Genomic DNA, 21,373 nt, shown 5'->3' on the forward strand with positions numbered 1-21,373 from the left:
TTCAGCGCCGCCCTTCTGCCAGTTGTTGCCGCGTCGACCGGCGCGAACGGCGCACCGCATTGCGCACCATCACGCGCGAGCGCACCGCCAGCGAGCCCCGCAGCGTCCAGCGCAGCGGAGCACGCCACCAGCCGGTGTGCCGATCCGCCAGGAAGATATAGGTACTGCGGTGATGCGCCGCCAAATGACGGCCGGGGTCGTGGCCGGTCGAGTGCCCCTTGTGGTGCAGCACCTCGGCCGACGGCACGTAGATGGAGAGCCAGCCCGCCCTGCCCAGCCGGTCGCCGAGATCGACGTCCTCCATGTACATGAAATAGCGCTCGTCGAAGCCGCCGATCTGGTCGAACGCCGACCGCCGCACCAGCAGGCACGACCCCGACAGCCAGCCCACCGGCCGCTCGCTGGGGTCGAGATGCTCCTGCCGGTAGGCGCGCGTCCAGCGGTTGCGCGGCCAGACCGGCCCGAGCACCGCGTGCATGCCGCCGCGGATCAGGCTGGGCAGGTGGCGCGCCGACGGGTACACCGAGCCGTCCGGATCGCGGATCAGCGGGCCCAGCGCGCCGGCGCGGGGCCAACGGGCGGCCGCGTCCAGCAGCGCGTCGATGCTGCCCGGACCCCACTGCACATCCGGGTTGGCGACGATCACCCACTCGTCGTCCCACTCGCCGTCGCGCAGTGTGGCCACCGCACGGTTGACCGCCGTCCCGTATCCGAGATTGGCGCCGGTGGGCATCAGGCGCACGTTGGGGTAGCGCTCCACAGCCGCTTCCGGTGTGCCGTCAATGGAGCCGTTGTCAGCCAGGACCACCCCGACCGGACGGTCGGTGGCCAGCGACAACGACGCCAGGAACCGCTCCAGATGTGGGCCCGGCGAGTAGGTCACCGCGACGACCGGCAGCACGTCAGTCACGCGTAGAGGGTAACGGTCGTTCGGCGGCGGCCGTCAGCGCCGCTGTGAGCGCGGGGCGCCACGGGCGTAGCGGGGTCAGCCCGGCGGCGGCCCACGACCGGCCGGACAACGCCGAATAGGACGGCCGTTCCGCGGGCCGTGGAAACTCGTCGCTGGTGCACGGCGTCACCCGCTGCGGGTCGGCGCCGCTCTCCTCGAACACCGCGCGGGCCTGCTCGAACCGGGAAACCACGCCCTCGTTGGCGGCGTGCAGCACCCGCCCGCGCACGGGGCTGTCGGCCAGCTCCAGCAGCGCGCCGGCCAAATCGGCGGCGTAAGTGGGCGAACCGGTCTGGTCGTCGACGACCTTGATCGGCCCGTCTTTCGCTGCCAGCCGCTGCATGACCGCGACGAAGTCGCTCCTGTCGACGCCGCCGGTGTACACCCAGGCGGTACGCACCACGACGGCCTCCGGCAGCGCGGCGACCACGGCCCGCTCCCCGGCCAGCTTGCTCTGGGCGTACACACCTTGGGGACCGGTGGGGTCGTCGGGTTCATACGGACGGGGGCCGCTCCCGTCGAACTCGCCGTTGAAGACGTAGTCGGTGGAGACGTGGATCAGGTGGGCGCCGGTGCGGGCGCAGGCACGGGCGAGGTGCTCCGGGCCGGTCGCGTTGACGGCATAGGCGCGGGCCTGGTCGGTTTCGGCACCGTCGACGTCGGTGTACGCCGCGCAATTGATAACGACATCGCCGGGCCGGATGATCTCGTCGGCGGCGGCCTGGTCGGTGACGTCCCACTCCGACGACGTCCTGGCCAGCACGTCGCGACCCGCGCGGGTGGCCTGCGCCGCCACCAGAGTGCCCAGTTGCCCGCCCGCACCGGTGACTAGGAGCCTTTCCGGCCTGCTCGACATGGTTCGAGTCTGGCACGCCGAGCCCGGCTACCCGGAAAGCGGCTGTTGCACAAGTAGCCTACAGTGATGCCTGCGCAAACTGTGGCTCGTGTGACTCGTGTGGTCTCGACGGCTCTGGCCCTGGTGGTGGTGATTGGCACCGGCGTGGCCTGGAGCAACGTCCGCTCCTTCGAGGACGGCATCTTCCATATGTCGGCAGCCTCGCTGGGCCACGGCGCCGACGACGGCGCGATCGACATCCTGCTGGTCGGCCTGGACAGCCGCACCGACGCGCACGGCAACCCGCTGACCTCCGAGGAACTGGCCACGCTGCGGGCCGGCGACGAGGAAGCCACCAACACCGACACCATCATCCTGGTCCGCATCCCCAACAACGGGAAGTCGGCGACCGCGATCTCGATCCCCCGCGACTCCTACGTCCAGGCCCCCGGGCTGGGCAAGACCAAGATCAATGGCGTCTACGGCCAGACCCGCGAGATCAAGCGCACCAGCCTGGTACAGGCCGGCGCCTCGCCCACCGAAGCCGCGACGGCGGGCACCCAGGCCGGTCGCGAGGCACTCATCAAGACGGTGGCCGACCTCACCGGCGTCACCGTCGACCATTACGCCGAGATCGGGTTGCTCGGCTTCGCCCTGATCGCCGACGCCCTGGGTGGCGTCGAAGTCTGTCTCAAAGACGCTGTCTACGAACCGCTTTCGGGTGCCGACTTCCCGGCCGGCCAGCAGCGGCTGAACGGCCCGCAGGCCCTGAGCTTCGTCCGGCAGCGGCACGAGCTGCCGCGCGGCGACCTGGACCGGGTGGTCCGGCAGCAGGTCGTCATGGCCTCGCTGGCACACCGGGTGATCTCCGGTAAGACGCTGTCCTCCCCCGCCACCCTCAAACGCCTGGAGGCGGCGGTCCAGCGCTCGGTGGTGATCTCGGAGGGCTGGAACATCATGGACTTCGTCCAGCAGGTGTCGAAGCTGACCGGCGGCAACGTCGCGTTCGCCACCATCCCGGTGCTCGACGGAGCCGGCTGGAGCGACGACGGCATGCAGAGTGTGGTGCGGGTGGACCCGCACGCGGTGCAGGAGTGGGTCGGCGGCCTGCTGCATGAGCAGGACCAGGGCAAGACGGAGGAACTCGCCTACACGCCCGGCAAGACCACGGTGAACGTGATGAACGACACCGACATCAACGGCCTGGCCTCCGCGGTACTGGATGTGCTGAGCGCCAAGGGCTTCGCCGCCGGCACGGCAGGCAACAACGACGGCGGCCACGTCAAGAACAGTCAGGTGCGCGCCGCCAAGACCGACGACCTCGGCGCCCAGGAGATCGCGCGGCAACTGGGCGGTCTACCCGTCGTCGCCGACTCCTCCATTGCGGCCGGGTCGGTGCGGGTGGTGCTGGCCAACGACTACACGGGTCCCGGCTCTGGCCTGGACGGCGGGTCGCCGACGCCGGCCCGCGCCTCGACCGTCGGATCGGTCAACAGCAACGTGCCAGCGCCGTCGCCGATCCTCACGGCGGGCTCGGAGAAGCCGGAGTGCATCAACTGAACCCGACCCTGGCCGGGGCCATCCTGGACCCGATGCTGCGTGCCGACCCGGTCGGCCCGCGCATCACCTACTACGATGACGCGACCGGCGAGCGTATCGAGCTGTCGGCGGTGACACTGGCCAACTGGGCCGCCAAGACCGCCAACCTGTTACGCGACGAGCTGGGCGCCGGGCCGGATAGTCGGGTCGCGGTGTTGCTGCCGGCGCACTGGCAGACCGCGGCGGTGTTGTTCGGGGTGTGGTGGATCGGTGCCGAGGCGGTGCTCGACGGGCCGGCTGATGTCGCACTGTGCACCCTGGACCGGCTCGACGAAGCCGACGCTGCCGTCGCCGGCGGCGAGGTTGCCGTGCTGTCGCTGGACCCCTTCGGCCGAGCCGTCCCCGACCTGCCGATCGGCGTCACCGACTATGCGACCGCCGTGCGGGTGCACGGCGATCAGATCGTGCCCGAACCCCGGCCGGGACCGGCGCTGGCCGGTCAGTCGACCGGCCAGCTGATGGCCGCCTGCGTGCAGTCGGCGGCGATGCAGGGCCTGGCGCCGGGCGAGCGGGTGCTGTCCACGGCGACGTGGGAGCGGCCGGAGAAGGTGGTGGACGGGCTGTTGGCGGTGTTGTCGGTCGGCGGATCGCTGGTGCAGGTGGCCAATCCGGATCCGGCGGCGCTGCAGCGGCGGGTCGAGATGGAGAAAGTGACCAAGGTTCTCTAGCGCGCGGCGCCCCCAGCACCCCCTCGCCCGCTGACTCTGCGCGATTGGCGGGAAAGTGCGAGAGGGGCCCGCCACACACGCAGACTCAGTCCAAGCGCGGCGAGCCGCCCGGGCAATACATGTTGATATCGCTATATTTCGATGTTAGCGTTGCCGGAAAGACGACAAGGGAAAGGTGCGGCAATGGCGGTGCAGGTGCTTTTGGCCAAGGCGGCTTCGACAGTGATCACCGGCTTGGCCGGTGTGACCGCGTACGAGGTGCTGAAGAAAGCCGCCAAGAAGGCGCCGTTGCACGAAACCGCGGTCAAGGGAGCCGAATTGGGCCTGCGCAGCACCCGCAGGGCCGAGGTGGCCGCCGAGTCGGCCCGGCTCAAGATCGCCGACGTAATGGCCGAGGCGCGGGAACGGATCGGCGAAGAGGCGCCCACGCCGGCCGTCGGTGACGTCCACGACCACGACCACTGATCCCGTGGCCCTCGCGCTGGTTCCTGACATCGCGCCGGCCGAAGACCCTGCGCTGCAGGTGATTTCCGATGCGGCCGGACGCATGAGAGTCCGGGTCGACTGGGTCTGCCGCAATTCCCGGCGCGCTGTCGCCGTGGAGGAAGCCGTCGCCAAATGCAACGGGGTACGCGTGGTGCACGCCTACCCGCGCACCGGTTCCGTCGTCGTCTGGTACTCGCCCAGACGCTGTGACCGCGCCGCCGTGCTGGAGGCGATCAGCGGCGCGGCACGCGTCGCCGCGGACCTGATCCCTTCCCGCGCACCGCATTCCGAGGAGATCCGTAACAGCGACGTGCTGCGCATGGTGATCGGCGGTGCGGCGCTGGCGCTGCTCGGCGTGCGGCGGTACGTGTTCGCCCGGCCGCCGCTGCTGGGTCCCAGCGGCCGGATGGTGGCCACCGGCGTGACCATCTTCACCGGCTACCCGTTCCTGCGTGGCGCCCTGCGCTCCGTCGGCTCGGGCAAGCTCGGCACCGACGCACTGGTCTCGGCGGCGACGGTGGCCAGCCTGATCCTGCGCGAGAACGTCGTCGCGCTCACCGTCCTGTGGCTGCTCAACATCGGCGAGTATCTGCAGGACCTGACCCTGCGCCGGACGCGGCGAGCCATCTCGGAGTTGCTGCGCGGCAATCAGGACACCGCCTGGGTCCGGCTGGCCGAGGGCCAGGAGGTTCAGGTCCCGATCGACACCCTGGAGATCGGCGACGAGGTGGTGGTGCACGACCACGTCGCCATCCCGGTCGACGGCGAGGTGGTCGAGGGCGAGGCGGTGGTCAACCAGTCCGCGATCACCGGCGAGAACCTGCCGGTCAGCGTCGTCGCCGGGGCACACGTGCACGCCGGTTCGGTGGTGGTGCGCGGGCGCCTGGCGGTGCGCGCCGAGGCCGTCGGCAACCAGACCACCATCGGGCGCATCATCACCAGAGTCGAAGAGGCACAGCATGACCGGGCCCCGATCCAGACCGTCGGCGAGAATTTCTCGCGCCGATTCGTGCCCACGTCGTTCGTCGTCTCGGCCCTGACCCTGCTGGTCACCGGCGACGTCCGGCGCGCCATGACCATGCTGCTGATCGCCTGCCCGTGCGCGGTGGGCCTGTCCACCCCGACGGCCATCAGCGCCGCGATCGGCAACGGCGCGCGCCGCGGCATCCTGATCAAGGGCGGATCGCACCTCGAACAGGCGGGCCGGGTCGACGCGATCGTCTTCGACAAGACCGGAACGCTCACCGTGGGACGGCCGGTGGTGACGAATATCGTCTCGCTGCATAAGGATTGGGAGCCCGAGCAGGTGCTGGCCTATGCCGCCAGCTCGGAGATCCACTCGCGCCACCCGCTGGCCGAGGCCGTCATCCGCTCCACCGAGGAGCGCCACATCAGTATCCCGCCGCACGAGGAGTGCGAGGTGCTGGTCGGTCTGGGCATGCGGACCTGGGCCGACGGCCGCACGCTGCTGCTGGGCAGTCCCGGCCTGTTGCGCGCCGAGAAGGTCAAGGTGTCCAAGAAGGCGCAGGAGTGGGTCGGCAAGCTGCGCCACCAGGCCGAGACGCCGTTGCTGCTCGCGGTGGACGGCACCCTGGTGGGCCTGATCAGCCTGCGCGACGAAGTGCGGCCGGAGGCCGCGGAGGTGCTGAACCAGTTGCGCGACAACGGTGTTCGCCGGATCGTCATGCTCACCGGCGACCATCCCGATATCGCCGAGGTGGTCGCCGACGAGCTGGGCATCGAGGAGTGGCGCGCCGAGGTGATGCCCGAGGACAAGCTCGAGGTGGTGCGCCGGCTGCAGGACGAGGGATACGTCGTCGGGATGGTCGGCGACGGCGTCAACGACGCGCCGGCGCTGGCGGCCGCCGACATCGGCATCGCGATGGGCCTGGCCGGAACGGACGTCGCGGTGGAGACCGCCGACGTCGCGCTGGCCAACGACAACCTCTACCGCCTGCTCGATGTACGGGACCTGGGCGCGCGGGCGGTGGACGTGATCCGGGAGAACTACGGCATGTCGATCGCGGTCAACGCCGCCGGCCTGCTCATCGGCGCCGGGGGCGCGCTGTCACCGGTGCTGGCCGCGATCCTGCACAACGCGTCGTCGGTGGCCGTGGTGGCCAACAGTTCGAGGCTGATCCGGTACCGGCTGGACTAGCGCCGTGGCGATCGCAAGCGCGGCGGAGCCGGGCGCTGCGGGTCGCCACCACCGGGTCTAGCAACAGTCCTTGCCGCGCCAGGCCAGCACACCCTGCCACATGGCCACGCACGCCACGGCCAGTCCGATCGCCGGATCGACCCACCACCCGGCGGGCCAGGCCGCGGTGATCGCCAACCCGGCCAGCACTCCGGCCGCCTGCGTGGCGCACAGATAGTTCTGGGTGCCCTCGCCCTCGGTCGCACCGGAGTGCAGGCGCGCACCCACCCGGTGGTTGGCCCAGCCGAGAGCCGGCATCAATACCAGTGCCAGCGCGGTCAGCCCGATGCCCAGCACCGAGGTCTCGGAGTGCTCGCCGCCGAGGAAATGCCGGATGGATTCCGCGGCGACATAGGGTGCCACCAGCCAGAACGACACCGCGACGCCGCGTTGTGCGCGCCGCTCGGCGGTCGGGGACAGGGTGCGGTCGCCGGTGAAGCGCCACAGCACCATCGCGCTGGCCAGCCCCTCGGACGCTCCGCCCAGCGCCCAACCGGTCAGGGCGATCGACCTGACCGCGATGCCCTCCCATAGCCCGACGCCACCCTCGATGAGCAACACCGCCAGGCTGATCCACGCCAGCCGGCGGGCCCAGACCACGTTGCGCTCCCAGTCGGCAGACTCCTGGTGGCACGCGTGGTCGACGACGCCGGCAGGTTCACCAACAGCGCCCGGACGAGTCATTTCCGCGATGGTAGTGGCCCGCCCGCGGGTGCGCCCGGACCGACGCGCACCCGGCCCCCGTCGGACGCCTTCACCCGTCCTCTCCACCTGGTTAGTTACAGTGGCTAACCACCAGGTCAGCTGCGGGAGGATCACATGGTGCGCACCGACGACGACACCTGGGACCTGGCGTGCAGTGTGGGCGCGACCGCCACCATGGTGGCGGCCGGACGTGCCCGCGCCAGCAGAGCGGGGTTGATCGACGACCCCTTCGCCGAGCCGCTGGTACGCGCGGTCGGCATCGACTTCTTCACGCGATGGGCACGCGGTGAACTGGATACCGCCGACGTCGACTTCCCCGACGCCCCGTGGGGCATGCAGCGCATGACCGACCAGCAGGCGGCCCGCACCCGCCACATCGACGAGTTCTTCGCCGCTACCCAGCGGGCCGGGATTCGCCAGGCGGTGATCTTGGCGTCCGGCCTCGACGCACGCGGATACCGGCTGCCGTGGCCGGAGGACACCATCGTCTTCGAGATCGACGTCCCGCAGGTCATCGAGTTCAAGTCGGTGACCTTGGCGGCGCTGGGCGCCGCTCCCACCGCCGACGTGCGGGGCGTGCCGGTCGACCTGCGACACGACTGGCCGTCGGCGCTGCGCGCGGCCGGCTTCGACACCACCTCCCCCACCGCCTGGGCCGCCGAGGGCCTGTTCGGGTACCTGCCGCCGGCCGGCCAGGACCAGCTGCTCGACGACATCTCCGCGCTCAGCGCCGGCGGCAGCCAGCTGCTGGCGGAGGTGTTCTTCGCCGCTCCGGCCAGCCGCGAGCTCTACGACGCCATCTTCGCCAGGTGGTACGAGCACGGCCTGGGCGTGGAGATGGACCGGCTGGGCTACCCCGGCGACCGCAACGACGTCGCCACCTATCTGCGGCGACACGGCTGGCACGTCACGCGCATCCTGCTCAACGAGCTGTTGGTGGCCAACGGGTTTCGGCCGCATACCGTCGGCCGCTCCAGCGACGAAAACCTGTTCACCGAGAACTACTACTGCACCGCGGTGCTTTCAGGAAGGTCCGTTTGATGCCGAATTCCGCCAAGCCCCTGGACGGCTTCCGGGTACTCGACTTCACCCAGAACGTGGCAGGGCCGCTGGCCGGTCAGATCCTGGCCGACCTGGGCGCCGAGGTCGTCAAGATCGAAGCGCCCGGCGGCGAGCAGTCCCGCAGACTCACCTCGGTGCTACCCGGCCGGCCGCCGCTGGCCACGTATTTCCTGCCCAACAACCGGGGCAAGAAATCGGTGGCGGTGGACCTGACCCAGGAGGATGCCAGGCAGCAGATTCTGCAGCTGGCCGACACCGCCGACGTCGTGCTGGAAGGATTCCGGCCCGGCGTCATGGAACGACTGGGTCTGGGCCCCGACGAGTTGCGGGCGCGCAATCCCAGGCTGATCTACGCGCGGCTGAGCGCCTTCGGCGGCAACGGCCCCAACGGCACCCGCCCGGGCGTCGACCTGATGGTGGCCGCCGAGGCCGGCATGTGCACCGGCATGGCCACCCCCACCGGCAAACCGCAGATCATTCCGTTCCAGTTGGTCGACAACGCCAGCGGGCACGTGCTGGCGCAGGCGGTGCTGGCCGCGCTGCTCAATCGGGAGCGGCACGGGGTGGGCGATCTGGTGCAGGTCGCGATGTACGACGTCGCCGTCAGCCTGCAGGCCAATCAGCTGACCATCCATCTGAACAAGCCCAGCGATCCGCCCGCCCAGCCCGCTTCTCCGGCCAAGAAGCGCAAGGGGGTCGGCTTCGCCACCCAGCCGTCAGACGCGTACAAAGCCTCCGACGGCTATCTGTTGATCAGTGCCTACGTGCCCAAGCACTGGACGAAGCTGTGCCAGATCATCGGCCGGCCCGACCTGGTCGAAGACGAGCGGTTCGCCGACCAGCGGTCGAGGGCGATCAACTACCCCGAGTTGACCGAGGAACTGGAATCGGCGCTGGCCGCCAAGACCGCGGCCGAGTGGGTTGAGCTCCTGCAGGAAGGCGGCCTGATGGCGTGCCTGGCCTACACCTGGAAGCAGGTGGTGGACACGCCGCTATTCGCCGAGAACGACCTGTCCCTGAAGATAGACGGCGGGGACGACGCCATTACCGTCGTTCGCACGCCGGCGCGTTACTCGAGCTTCGACGCCAGGGTCACCGATCCACCGCCGGCGGCCGGCCAGCATAATGACCAGTTTCTGACCTAGTCAGGTCATTTCCGCTGGAAGAAGCCGCTTCGAGCGCTTTCTCCAAAAGACCGCATCGCGAATCTTCTGAGGAATATTCAATTTCTTTTTCTGAAGAAAATTCAGTTTCTCTGTCGCGCCATTTTTTATGCGTAAAACACTGCAATTCTTCGTCCAATCGGATTAAGGTCCTTCTCGTCTTGAACGAGATACCGACTACGGACGGGGTGTAACGCAGCGATGTTCTTTACGACGGTTGCCCCAGAGGCGCTGACAGCGGCGGCGGCGAACGTGCAGGGCATCGCCGCGGCGCTCGGTGAGGCCAACGCGGCGGCCGCCTCCGGAACTACCGGCGTGCTGGCCGCGGGTGCCGATCAGGTGTCGACGGCACTCGCGTCGCTGTTCTCCGGTCACGCCCTGGACTACCAGGCGGTCAGCGCGCAGGCGGCCCTGTTCCACTCGCAATTCGTCGAGGCGCTCGACGGGGCGGCGAACTCGTACGCCGCCGCTGAGGCGGTCAACGCAAGCCCGCTGCAATCCATCCAGTCGCTGCTGTCGCGTCCGATCATCGGCAACGGTGCCGACGGCACTGCGGCCAGCCCCAACGGCCAGGACGGCGGCTGGCTGTACGGCAACGGCGGCAACGGCTACAACGGCGCTGGTGGCAATGGCGGTAGCGCGGGGCTGATCGGCAACGGCGGCGCAGGTGGCACCGGCGCCGACGGGGCCGCCGGGTCCGGCGCAGCCGGTGGCACCGGGGGGTCCGGCGGGCGCGGCGGCTGGCTGTGGGGCAACGGCGGCGCGGGTGGCGCCGGCGGCGTAGGCGGCAGCGGCGCCACCGGCGCCGCGCACGTCACGGGTAGCGCTGGCGGCAACGGAGGAACCGGCGGAGCCGGAGGCGCCGCCGGCTTGTTCGGCACCGGCGGCGCGGGTGGCGCCGGCGGTGCCGCGGGGCAGGGCGGCGGCAGCACCGCGTCGCCCAGCAATCCAACCGGCGAAGGCGGCATAGGCGGGATTGGCGGTGTCGGCGGCGCCGGCGGTGCCGGAGGCTGGCTCTACGGCCAGGGCGGGGCGGGCGGCATCGGCGGTGCGGGCGGTGCCGGCGGCACCGGCGCTGACGGCACCGACTACCAGGGCCAGGCGTATGGCGGGTTCGGCGGGAACGGCGGTGCTGGCGGAACGGGCGGCGGCGGCGGATCCGCGGGCCTGTTCGGCGACGGCGGGGCGGCCGGCCTCGGTGGCCGCGGCGGCGACGGCGGGACCGGTGGAATCGCCACTCCAACGTGGAATGGCAGCGGCGGATTCGGCGGCTACGGCGCAGCCGGCGGTAGTGGCGGCGTCGGGGGTGACGGCGGTTGGCTGCTCGGCACGGGCGGCGCCGGCGGCAACGGCGGACACGGCGGCAATGGTGGGGTCGGCGGCCAAGGCTTGGGCCCGGCCAGCGGCGGCGACGGCAGCAAGGCAGGCGTCGGCGGCAGCGGGGGTGCCGGTGGCGGCGGCGGACGATTGTTCGGCACCGGCGGCGCGGGAGGCAACGGGGCCCTCGGCGGTAATGGCGGCAAGGGCGGTATCGCCGGCACCGTCGCGCCCACCCAGGGCGCCGCTCCGCCGCTGGGCGGCAATGGCGGCGACGGCGCAGCCGGCGGCGTAGGCGGCACGGGTGGTAGCGGCGGCTGGCTGTTCGGCGACGGTGGCGCCGGCGGCGCCGGCGGCGGCGGTGGCCACGGCGCGAATGGAGTCGCCACCACCGTCGATACCACCAGTCGCGGCGGCAGCGGCGGTGATGGCGGCGCCGGCGCAATGGGTGGTCGCGGCGGCGCCAGCGGCTGGCTGATCGGCACCGGCGGGGCCGGTGGCAACAGCGGCGACGGCGGCGGTGGCGGCAACGGTGGCGCGGGTTACGGCACGTACAACAAGGGCGGCAACGCCGGCAGCGGTGGCGCCGGCGCCACCGGCGGAGCCGGCGCGGACTCGGGACGACTGTTCGGCACCGGCGGCAACGGCGGGATGGGCAGCAACGGCGGTGCTGCCGGCCAAGCCGGTACCGGCCAGGGCGGCAACGGCGCCGCAGGCAGCGTCGGCGCCAACGGCGACGGCGGCGCCGGCGGGTCGGCATGGGTGTTCGGCGACGGCGGCGACGGCGGTTACGGCCCAGTGGCCGGCGGCGCCGCGGGCCGCGCCGGATATGTGATCGGTGACGGCGGGGCCGGCGGCAGCGGCGGGCAGGGCGCGGCCGGGGCAGACGCCGGACAGCTGTTCGGCACCGGCGGTCGCGGGGGTGACAGCTCGGCCTCCGCGACGGCCGGCGCCGCGGGCGGCCGCGGCGGCTGGCTGTACGGGGTGGGCGGCGGCGGCGGCAACGCCGGCGCCGGCGCCAACGGAGGAACCGGCGGCAACGGCGGCTACCTGTTCGGCGACGGCGGCAGCGGCGGCAACGGCGGTGCCGGTGACACCGGTACCGGCGGCAATGGCGGCGCCGCAGGCAGCGCCGGGCTGTTGATCGGCGACGGCGGGTCCGGCGGGAACGGCGCGCCGGGCGCCTACGGGTTCGACGGCGGGCTGGGGGCGCAGGGTGCGGCCGCCGGTCGGCTGATCGGCAATGGCGGCAACAGCGGCAACACCTTCGCCGCCGGAGTGTCCGGCCACGACGGCGGCGCCGCCGGTCTCATCGGCGGAAACGGCGGCAACGGCGGCGACTCGGGCGCGGGCGCGGCCGGCGGCCGGGGCGCGGACGCCGGTTGGCTCATCGGCGCGGGCGGCGACGGCGGCAATGCGGGCAACCTCGACGGCACCAACCCGTCCGGAGTGAACGGCGCCAACGGTGGCATCGGGGGCCGCGGCGGCTATCTCTACGGGGTCGGCGGCGACGGCGGCGACGGCGGATCGGTGGAAGTCTCCGGCAGCGGCGGTAACGGCGGTCAGGGCGGCTCCGTCGGGCTCTGGGGCAGCGGCGGCGACGGCGGCAACGGCGCGCGGGGCGGTGACGGGAGCGGCAGCGCCGCCGGCGGCAGCGGCGGCACCGGCGGCGCCGGTGGCGCGGCCGGATTGCTCTACGGCGCCGGCGGCAACGGCGGCAACGGCGGATGGGGCGGCCTCACCTACTACACGGCGGGTGCCGGCGCGACCGGTGGCCTCGGCGGCGCCGCCGGCAACGGTGGCCACGGTGGATACCTCTGGGGTGTGGGCGGCGCCGGCGGCAGCGGCGGCAACGGCGGCTTCGGCATCGCCGGTAACGGCGTCCAGATCGCCGGCGGCAGCGGCGGCGCCGCAGGTGCCGGCGGCGATGTCGGCCTGATCGGTGTCGGCGGCGCGGGAGGCGCCGGCGGTGAAGGCGGCAGCGCCTACAACCTGTCCGGAACCTTCAGTAAGGCCCCGGGCGGAGCCGGAACCGACGGCGGCGACGGTGGCCACGGCGGATACCTGTGGGGCGTCGGTGGGGCCGGCGGCAACGGCGGCGATGCCGGCACCGGTGGCAATGTGAGCTCCGTCAGCGCCGCCGGCAACGGCGGCGACGGCGGCAGCATCGGGCTGGGCGGCATCGCCGGCAATGGTGGAGCCGGCGGCCACGGCAGCAACGCCGGCGTCTCGACCGGCCAGGGTGGTGCCGGCGGCAACGGCGGCAACGGCGGGAGTGCCACCGGTCTGATCGGTTATGGCGGCGATGGTGGCATCGGCGGCGACGGCGGCAGTGCCACCGGAACCGGCGGCAATGGTGGCAACGGCGGCAACGGCGGCAACGTCAACAGCCTCATCGGTATCGGCGGCAACGGCGGGGCCGCCGGCGCAGGCCAGTCCAGCGCGGACGACGGCACGGCGGGCGCCGCCGGACACGGCGGCCTCATCGGTATCTCGGGGGTCGCGGGCTAGCTCAACTGGTCGAGATCGACGTCACCGACCCAGGCGAGATCCGGCAGCGGCACCCGGCTGATCCGCACCGCCTCGTCTGCCGGCATACCGAACAGCCTGAGCAGGCCTTCGGTGACCTCGTCCACCGTCTTCGCGTCGTCGCGATCCGGCTGGTCGTGCAGTAGCTGACCCAGCGCCAGCAAAGACCCGGCGCCGAGCACCATCGCCAGTTCGGGGTCCGTGACCGTGAACCGCCCGGCGGCCGCCGCGGCGCCGATGTCCCGGACACCGCGCGGGCCCAAGCCCTTGTCCGCCATGATCAGTTGCATCCCCAGCGCGAGTCCTATCCGGCTTTCCTTGGGCCGCAGCCGGAACAGCCGTCCCGTCAGGCGGTAGCGGGCGGCGAACTTCTCCGCCGGGTCCTCGATCGCGTCGGTTAGCGCGTCCAGCAGTGCCCCCTGCGCTTCGATGACGTCGTTCACCGCGGCCTGAAACAGTTCTTCCTTGCTGTCGAAGTGGTTGTAGAACGATCCGACACCGACGTCGGCGGCCTGGCTGATGTCCTGCACCGGCACCTCGAGCTGGCCGTTGGCGATGAACGTCTGCGCGGCCTTGATCAGTGCGGCCCGGGTGCGCTGCTTGCGCAGGTCCATACGGCTGGGTGACTTGTCGGTGGCCATTTCCCTCTCCCGGTAGACAGCGCCCTCACCTTAGATCAGAAGCGCGGACTCTCACCGAACCCCAACGTTCCGCTGGTGCAGCCCGGGGCGGCGCCGCGCATTCTTTGAATTGGGAATGAATCGGCGTGGGATTTGCCGAATCCCGCAGGCCCACATGGACGATTTGGTCAGGCGTTGGTAGTGGGATTCAAAGAAATTTGCTGATCACAAATATATGGCGAATCCGGGTCGCCGACGCCCGGTGGACATCAGATGGACCCCATCCGTTCACGCCGGTCCGTTTGCCTGGGCAGACCGACCCAGAGGAGTGTTATGAGTAGCGCTGTCGTCGAGCCGCAGCAGTCGCGAAAGATCCTGCCGAACTTGCGCTACGACGTCCCGGCATCACTGGTCGTCTTCCTGGTGGCGCTGCCGCTGTCGCTGGGTATCGCGATCGCGTCGGGGGCGCCGCTGATGGCCGGGCTGATCGCCGCGGTCAGCGGCGGCATCATCGCCGGCTCGGTCGGCGGGTCGGTGCTGCAGGTCAGCGGACCGGCCGCGGGCCTGACGGTGGTGGTGGCCGGACTGATTGACGAGTTCGGCTGGGAGATGACGTGTGTGATCACCGTCTGCGCGGGAGCCGTGCAGATCCTGCTGGGCCTGGTGCGGGTCGCGCGTGCCGCACTGGCCGTCGCCCCGGTGGTGGTACACGCCATGCTGGCCGGTATCGGCGTGACCATCGTGTTGCAGCAGATTCACGTGCTGCTGGGCGGATCGTCGCGCAGCTCCGCGTGGGCGAACATCGAGGCGCTGCCCAGCGGAATCCTGAACCACGAGTTGCACGAGGTGATCGTCGGCAGCACCGTGATCGCCATTCTGCTGCTGTGGCCGAAGCTGCCACCCAAGGTCAGGTTCATCCCGGGTGCGCTGGTGGCGATCGTGGCGGCCACCGCCCTGTCTCTGATCGTCGACCTCCAGGTGGAGCGAATCAACCTGTCCGGCAACTTCTTTGAAGCCATCGGGCTGCCCCACCTACCGCCGCTATCGCCGGGCGGGCACCCGTGGACACAGGAGATCGGCGCGGTCGCACTGGGGGTGGTGACGGTTGCGCTGATCGCCAGCGTCGAGTCGTTGCTGTCCGCGGTGGGCATCGACAAGTTGCACAGCGGGCCGCGCACCAACTTCAACCGGGAGATGCTCGGGCAGGGCAGCGCCAACGTGGTCTCCGGCCTGCTCGGCGGACTACCGGTCACCGGCGTCATCGTGCGCAGCTCCACCAACGCGGCAGCGGGTGCCCGTACCCGCACATCGGCGGTGCTGCACGGCGTCTGGATCCTGTTGTTCGCGTCGCTGCTGACCAGTCTGGTGGAGCTGATTCCCAAGGCAGCGCTGGCGGGCCTGCTCATCCTGATCGGCATTCAGCTCATCAAGCTGGCCCACATCAGGGTCGCGGTACGCACCGGGAACTTCGTCATCTACGCCATCACCATCGTCTGCGTGGTGTTCCTCAATCTGCTGGAAGGGGTGGCGATCGGGCTCGCTATCGCAATCCTCTTCCTGCTGGTGCGACTGGTCCGCGCGCCCATCGAGGCCCGGCCGATCGGCGACGAATCCAAGCAGTGGCACGTCGACATCGACGGCACCCTGAGCTTCCTGCTACTGCCGCGGTTGACCAATGTGCTGTCGACACTGCCGCCGGGTACCGAGGTCACCCTCAACCTGAACGCCGACTACATCGATCACTCGATCTCCGAAGCGATTTCGGACTGGAAGACCGCGCACGAGGCGACCGGAGGCTCGGTGCACATCGTCGAGACTTCGCCCGCCAATCTGTCCAGCGCGCACAGCAGCCCGCCCAAACGCCACTACACCGCGCGCTCGTTGCGCGAAGCTCCGTGGCCGTCGCGGCGTGATGCCAATGATGGCGGTACGGACTCGTCGATCCTGGACGGCGTCAAGCAGTACCACCGCGTGGGGGTGGGCGCCCTGCACCGGCACGTCCACGAACTCGTCAGTTCGCCGAACCCGGACACCCTGTTCCTCACCTGCGCCGACTCCCGGATCCTGCCGGACACCATCACGGCCAGCCGGCCCGGGGATCTCTACATCGTCCGCAATGTCGGCAATCTGGTGCCCACCGATCCCGCCGAGCGCTCCGTGGATGCCGCGCTGGACTTCGCGGTCAACCAGCTGGGGGTCAGTTCGGTTGTCGTCTGCGGACATTCGTCGTGCCGCGCGATGCAGGTGGTGCTTAACGACGACACCGGCGTGGCGAACCGACCGATAGGCCAGTGGCTGCACTACGCGGACGACAGCGTCGCCGCGTTCCGGGACTGCCACCCCGCCCGGCTGAGCAGCACGTCCAACGGCTTCGCTTTCAGCGAACTCGACCAGCTGTCGATCGTCAACGTCGCCGTCCAAGTCGGGCGACTCACGCGCCACCCGCTCCTGGCGCCGCTGGTGGCGTCCGGGCAGCTGCGCGTCGTCGGCATCTTCTTCGACTTCGCGACCGTGCACGTACACGAGATCAACGAGCACGGCATCGTGCACGCCACCGAAGCGAGCCCGGTTGCGAAGGAAGCGGTCTCAGCCGTTCGGTAGACGAACCACCTGCACGAAGAACTCGTCGATCTGGCGCACCGCATTCATGAACTGGTCCAGGTCCACCGGCTTCGTGACGTAGGCATTGGCGTGCAGTTTGTAGCTGCGCAGAATGTCCTCTTCGGCCGAGGACGTGGTGAGCACCACCACCGGAATTCGACTCAGCTCCGGGTCGGACTTGATCTTCTCCAGCAGGTGCCGGCCGTCGTACTTCGGCAGATTGAGGTCGAGCAGGATCAGATCCGGCCGCGGCGCGTGCTCGTAGCCGCCCCGGCGGTAGAGGTAGTTCAGGCCTTCCTCACCGTCGTGCGCCACATGCAGCCTGTTGTTGAGCTTGTTGTGCTCGAACGCTTCCCGGGTGATCAGCTCGTCGCCGGGGTCGTCTTCCACGAGCAGGATGTCGATTGCGCGGGCGGGTGATGTCATGCGTCTGCTCCTTCGAGTGTGGCCTCAGCGTCGGGTTCAGCCTCGGATTCCGGTATGGGTAGCGTGAATTCGAAGCGCGTCCCATCGGTGTAAGTGGTGTCGATCCAGACTGTCCCGCCGTGGTGTTCGACGATCTTCTTGCACATCGCCAGTCCCAGCCCGGTTCCACCATAGGTGTCGCGGCCGTGCAAGCGCTGGAAGATGATGAACACCTTGCTGACGAACTCCTCGGGGATGCCGATGCCGTTGTCGGACACGCTGAACACCCAGTTGCCGCGGTGGTTGTCGACACCCTGGCGACAAGCGATGACGATGCGCGGCGCGCGGTCTTCCCGGCGGAATTTCACGGCGTTGCCGATCAGGTTCTGCCACAACATCGTCAGCAGCGTGGGATCGCCGAAGACCTGGGGCAGCGGCTGCTTCGGGTGGACGACCTCGGCGCCGGACTCCTCGATCGCCGCGGCGAGGTTGGCGACTGCCGTGTCCAGGGCTGTGCCGAGTTCCACCTTGGTGTACTTGGTGTTCAGGCGGCCGACCCGGGAGAAGCTGAGCAGGTCGTTGATCAGCACCTGCATGCGTTTAGCGCCGTCGACGGCGAAATCGATGTATTGGATGCCCCGCTCGTCGAGCTTGTCGCCGTAGCGTTTCTCCAGTAGCTGGCAGAACGACGCCACCTTGCGCAGCGGCTCCTGCAGATCGTGGGACGCGACGTAGGCGAACTGCTCGAGCTCCGCATTGGACCGGCGCAGCTCGGCCGCCTGCTCGTCCAGCTGGAGTTGGGCCGACTGCGACGCCTCGAGTTCGGAAACGATCCGCTGCCGCATGTTCTCCACGTCGACAGCGATGCCCCGGATATCCGCGGGCCGGCGCGGCGGTTCGATGCTGTCACTGAAGTGGCCGTCGGTGATCTGCCGGCACGAAGCGGCCAGCCTGGCCAGCGGACGGGAGACGGCACGCTGCACCAGGATCCCCAGCAGGGCCGCCGTGACGAAGAAAATCAGCACCATGGCGCCCAGCACCTGGTCCCGCCAGTTGTTCATGCGTAACAGTTGGCCGGCGCCGCGGTCTCGGGCCGCGCTGAGGTGGTCGTTCTGCGCGGCGAAAAGCTGTCGGATGTAGTCGAATTCGGCTTTGCCAAGCGCCACCGTCGCGCCGGGCACCACGGCCGGCGTGTTCGGGGTCACGCTCGCGATGAGCGGCTCAGCGTAATCCCTGCGCCAATTGGCGGCGGTGGCCTCGATGGCATCCAGGTCGGCGGTCAGGTCGGGGCGACGGGTGAGCCTGCCCCGCAGCTCCCGGGCGGCGACCTGCTCGGCGGCCACCCCCTCGTAGTAGGGCCCGAGGAACTGCCGGTCCGCGGAGATCAGGTATCCCCGCAGCCCGGTTTCCTGGTCACGCAGTGCCGATTGCAACTGGTACGCCGATACCCGCGCGGGCTGGATGTTGTCTCGGAGCTCGCGGGCCAACTCGTCGGTGCGGTCCAGCAGGACGGCACCGATCACCGCACCCAGCAGCACCAGTAGGCCCATCGTGGACAGCACGAGGGCGAGCCATCCCCTGACGGTGAACTGCTTTTTCGGCAGCGAACCCGACGCGTCGGTCCTCACGGGCGACCGGTCCGCTCCACGCGCACCACCGCGATGTCGTCGGTGAGCCCACCCTGGTCCTGAGCCAGCTCCTGGGCTCCGTCGATCAGGGCGTCGACGAACTGCGCACCGGCCAGCCCTGCGTGCCGGCACGCCAGCTCGAGCAGGCCGTCCTCGCCGAGCCGGCGCGGCCCGCGGCCCGCGTAGCCTTCGAAGAGCCCGTCGGTGAGCAGCAGCAATCCGTGACCGGCCGGCACTTCCAGCTGGTGTTGCGGCCAGTCGCTGCCGCGCAGGCCCAGTGCCGGACCGTACGGAGGCTCGATCCACTCGACCGAACCGGGCCCGTGCAGCAGCATCCCGGGATGACCCGCGCGGATGGAGGTGACCGGCCCCTGTGCCGGAATCGCCAAACTGAGCACCGTGGCGAAGACGCCGTTCTCGGCCCGTTCGGCGTGTAGCACCCGTTCCAGCTGACGCATCTGTTCCACACCGTGAATACCGGCGAAAGTCAAAGTGCGCCAAGCGATCCGCAGCGCCGCGCCGAGCGCCGCCTCGTCCGGGCCGTGCCCGGCGACGTCGCCGATCAGCACGTGGGTCACCCGGTCGGGTGTCTGCACCACGTCGTAGAAGTCGCCACACAGCAGGGCGTTCTCCCGGCTCGGCCGGTATCGGGCCACGATGTCGACGCCCGGGTCGTCCAGCAGCAGCGGGGACGGCAACAAGCCCCGTTCCAGCAGCGCGTTCTCGCGGGCGCGCAGCTGGCTGGCGTGCAGGTCGGCGGCGATCAGCTCGGCGCGCTTGCGTTCTATCGCGTAGAACAGCGCGCGCCGCAACATCTCGGGTTCGACGCGGCCCTTCACCAGGTAGTCCTGCGCACCGGCGGCCACCGCGGACGCGCCGAAGTACTCGTCGTTGAGTCCGGTCAGGACGACGATCGGCACGGTGGCGTCGCTCTTGAGGATGCGGTCCAGGGCGTCGATGCCGTTGGCGTCGGGCAGGTTCAGGTCGAGCAGGACGCAGTCCGGCCGGGCGGAGGCGAGCTGGCGCTCGGCGTGTTCCATCGACTGCGCCCACACCACCTCGATGTCGGCGACGGTGTCGGCGATCAGTTCTTCGACCAGCACGGCGTCCGCGCGGTCGTCCTCCACGAGCAGAAGAGACAGCGATTGCCACGTCGCCGCCGGGTCCAAGGGACCGGCCACCGTCATGAGGGACCCGCCGGTCCGCGGTGCGCAGGCGCAATCGCCTCAGTCACCTCACACCCCCTGGGCAGTGGAAACGTTTGAGCGGCACGACAGCGCGACGGCAGCGGCGAGTACGCCGACACCGCCCCTGCGCGTTCGTTGCCACCCCGACTGGCTGCTCAATCGCGGGGACTTGGTCGTCAGCTGGATACTAAGCGGTTGGACTGGGGTTCTCTCCCCAGTTGAAGAAACTGCATGGCATCTAACCAGAGGTGCTCAGCGCAGCAGCGCCCGTGACATCACGACCCGCTGTATCTGGTTGGTTCCCTCGTAGATCTGGGTGATCTTGGCGTCGCGCATCATCCGCTCGACCGGGAAGTCGACGGTGTAACCGGCACCGCCGAACAGCTGTACCGCGTCGGTGGTGACCTCCATGGCCACATCCGACGCCAGACACTTCGACGCCGCGGAAATGAAGCCGAGGTTGCCCTCACCGCGTTCGGCGCGCGCGGCCGCGGAGTACACCATCAGCCGCGCCGCCTCCACCTTCATCGCCATGTCGGCGATCATGAACTGCACGGCCTGGAAGTCGCTGATCGACTGACCGAACTGCTTGCGGTCCTTGGTGTAGGCGATCGCGGCGTCCAGCGCCCCCTGGGCGATGCCGACGGCCTGGGCGCCGATGGTCGGGCGGGTGTGGTCCAGGGTGGCCAGCGCCGTCTTGAACCCGGTGCCGGGATCGCCGATCATCCGGTCGCCCGGAATCCGGCAGTTCTCGAAGTACAGCTCCGTGGTGGGCGAGCCCTTGATGCCGAGCTTGCGCTCCTTGGGGCCGACGGTGAAACCCTCGTCGTCGATGTGCACCATGAACGCGGAGATACCGTTCGCGCCCTTGTCCGGGTCGGTCACCGCCATCACCGTGTACCAGCTCGACTTGCCGCCGTTGGTGATCCAGGCCTTGGCGCCGTTGAGGATCCAGTCGTCTCCGTCGGCCTTGGCCCGGGTCCGCATGGACGCCGCGTCCGAGCCCGCCTCACGTTCGCTCAGTGCATAGGAGGCCATGGCGGAGCCGTCCGCGATCGAGGGCAACACCTGCTTCTTCAGCTCGTCGGAGCCGCGCAGTATCAGCCCCATGGTGCCCAGCTTGTTGACCGCGGGGATAAGCGAGGCGGAGGCGTCGACCCGGGCCACCTCCTCGATGACGATGCAGGCCGCCACCGAGTCCGCGCCCTGACCGCCGAACTCCTCGGGCACGTGCACGGCGTTGAAGCCGGACGCGTTGAGTGCGTCCAGCGCCTCCTGGGGGAACCGGGAGTTCTCGTCCACGTCGGCGGCGTGCGGCGCGATCTCCTTCTCCGCCAGCGCGCGAATCGCCGCCCGCAACTCCTGGTGTTCCTCGGGCAACTGGAACAAATCGAACGACGCGTCTCCGGACCAACCAGCCAT

At 70.0% G+C, this 21,373-nt stretch carries 16 protein-coding genes; 8 read left to right on the top strand and 8 right to left on the bottom strand.

Features of this window, described 5'->3' with window-relative positions; genetic code table 11:
- Nucleotide 1: 1 nt before the first annotated feature.
- Together QXK92_RS12870 and rfbD are read right to left on the bottom strand one after the other, a co-directional pair.
- A complete protein-coding gene (locus QXK92_RS12870) occupies nucleotides 2–910 on the bottom strand; it encodes a glycosyltransferase family 2 protein (protein ID WP_306241988.1) in 909 nt (302 codons plus the stop codon).
- Nucleotides 903–1,805: a dTDP-4-dehydrorhamnose reductase gene (gene rfbD / locus QXK92_RS12875; protein ID WP_306241990.1), complete on the bottom strand. Its 903-nt coding sequence runs from the start codon at nucleotides 1,803–1,805 to the stop codon at nucleotides 903–905. The genes QXK92_RS12870 and rfbD overlap by 8 nt, the downstream gene beginning before the upstream one ends.
- Nucleotides 1,806–1,868: 63 nt before the next feature.
- Between rfbD and QXK92_RS12880 the strand changes: the two genes are divergently transcribed.
- The 4 genes from QXK92_RS12880 (at nucleotide 1,869) to ctpC (ending at nucleotide 6,695) form a co-directional block, all read left to right on the top strand.
- On the top strand, nucleotides 1,869–3,344 hold the full coding sequence (locus QXK92_RS12880; RefSeq protein WP_371934511.1) for an LCP family protein: 1,476 nt from the start codon (nucleotides 1,869–1,871) through the stop codon (nucleotides 3,342–3,344).
- Nucleotides 3,332–4,051 (top strand): TIGR03089 family protein, encoded by a 720-nt coding sequence (locus QXK92_RS12885; protein ID WP_306241992.1) that lies wholly within the window; start codon nucleotides 3,332–3,334, stop codon nucleotides 4,049–4,051. The genes QXK92_RS12880 and QXK92_RS12885 overlap by 13 nt, the downstream gene beginning before the upstream one ends.
- Before the next feature lie 183 nt (nucleotides 4,052–4,234).
- Entirely contained in the window at nucleotides 4,235–4,516 is a 282-nt protein-coding gene (locus QXK92_RS12890) for a DUF1490 family protein (protein ID WP_306241993.1), read from the top strand.
- Between the two features lie 82 nt (nucleotides 4,517–4,598).
- Entirely contained in the window at nucleotides 4,599–6,695 is a 2,097-nt protein-coding gene (gene ctpC, locus QXK92_RS12895; protein ID WP_306244392.1) for a manganese-exporting P-type ATPase CtpC, read from the top strand.
- 57 nt (nucleotides 6,696–6,752) lie between these two features.
- Here the strand turns inward: ctpC and QXK92_RS12900 are convergent, their stop codons facing one another.
- A complete protein-coding gene (locus tag QXK92_RS12900; protein WP_306241995.1) occupies nucleotides 6,753–7,418 on the bottom strand; it encodes a cation transporter in 666 nt (221 codons plus the stop codon).
- Nucleotides 7,419–7,553: 135 nt separating this feature from the next.
- Between QXK92_RS12900 and QXK92_RS12905 the strand changes: the two genes are divergently transcribed.
- The 3 genes from QXK92_RS12905 to QXK92_RS12915 all read left to right on the top strand — a co-directional run bounded on the left by QXK92_RS12905 (nucleotide 7,554) and on the right by QXK92_RS12915 (nucleotide 13,492).
- Entirely contained in the window at nucleotides 7,554–8,480 is a 927-nt protein-coding gene (locus QXK92_RS12905) for an SAM-dependent methyltransferase (protein ID WP_306241996.1), read from the top strand.
- The gene (locus QXK92_RS12910; RefSeq protein ID WP_306241997.1) at nucleotides 8,480–9,646 is read left to right on the top strand and encodes a CoA transferase; all 1,167 of its coding nucleotides are present in this window, start codon (nucleotides 8,480–8,482) and stop codon (nucleotides 9,644–9,646) included. Before QXK92_RS12905 ends, QXK92_RS12910 begins: the two co-directional genes overlap by 1 nt.
- Before the next feature lie 219 nt (nucleotides 9,647–9,865).
- Nucleotides 9,866–13,492: a PE family protein gene (locus QXK92_RS12915; protein ID WP_306241998.1), complete on the top strand. Its 3,627-nt coding sequence runs from the start codon at nucleotides 9,866–9,868 to the stop codon at nucleotides 13,490–13,492.
- Here QXK92_RS12915 and QXK92_RS12920 read toward each other — a convergent pair.
- Nucleotides 13,489–14,151 carry a TetR/AcrR family transcriptional regulator gene (locus QXK92_RS12920; RefSeq protein WP_306241999.1) on the bottom strand — a complete coding sequence of 221 codons (663 nt, stop codon included), beginning with the start codon at nucleotides 14,149–14,151 and terminating at the stop codon, nucleotides 13,489–13,491. The genes QXK92_RS12915 and QXK92_RS12920 overlap by 4 nt on opposite strands.
- A 312-nt stretch (nucleotides 14,152–14,463) precedes the next feature.
- Here QXK92_RS12920 and QXK92_RS12925 point away from each other — a divergent pair, with 312 nt between their 5' ends.
- Nucleotides 14,464–16,731: a bifunctional SulP family inorganic anion transporter/carbonic anhydrase gene (locus tag QXK92_RS12925; protein WP_306242000.1), complete on the top strand. Its 2,268-nt coding sequence runs from the start codon at nucleotides 14,464–14,466 to the stop codon at nucleotides 16,729–16,731.
- Here QXK92_RS12925 and QXK92_RS12930 read toward each other — a convergent pair.
- From QXK92_RS12930 to QXK92_RS12945, 4 genes are all read right to left on the bottom strand, one after another.
- The gene (locus QXK92_RS12930) at nucleotides 16,717–17,157 is read right to left on the bottom strand and encodes a response regulator (protein WP_306242001.1); all 441 of its coding nucleotides are present in this window, start codon (nucleotides 17,155–17,157) and stop codon (nucleotides 16,717–16,719) included. The genes QXK92_RS12925 and QXK92_RS12930 overlap by 15 nt on opposite strands.
- Nucleotides 17,154–18,686: a CHASE3 domain-containing protein gene (locus tag QXK92_RS12935; protein ID WP_306244393.1), complete on the bottom strand. Its 1,533-nt coding sequence runs from the start codon at nucleotides 18,684–18,686 to the stop codon at nucleotides 17,154–17,156. The genes QXK92_RS12930 and QXK92_RS12935 overlap by 4 nt, the downstream gene beginning before the upstream one ends.
- Before the next feature lie 74 nt (nucleotides 18,687–18,760).
- Nucleotides 18,761–19,951 carry a PP2C family protein-serine/threonine phosphatase gene (locus tag QXK92_RS12940; protein WP_306242003.1) on the bottom strand — a complete coding sequence of 397 codons (1,191 nt, stop codon included), beginning with the start codon at nucleotides 19,949–19,951 and terminating at the stop codon, nucleotides 18,761–18,763.
- Nucleotides 19,952–20,203: 252 nt separating this feature from the next.
- A complete protein-coding gene (locus tag QXK92_RS12945; RefSeq protein ID WP_306242004.1) occupies nucleotides 20,204–21,373 on the bottom strand; it encodes an acyl-CoA dehydrogenase in 1,170 nt (389 codons plus the stop codon).

It is taken from the genome of Mycobacterium sp. TY815 (assembly GCF_030755135.1).
Classification (GTDB): domain Bacteria; phylum Actinomycetota; class Actinomycetes; order Mycobacteriales; family Mycobacteriaceae; genus Mycobacterium.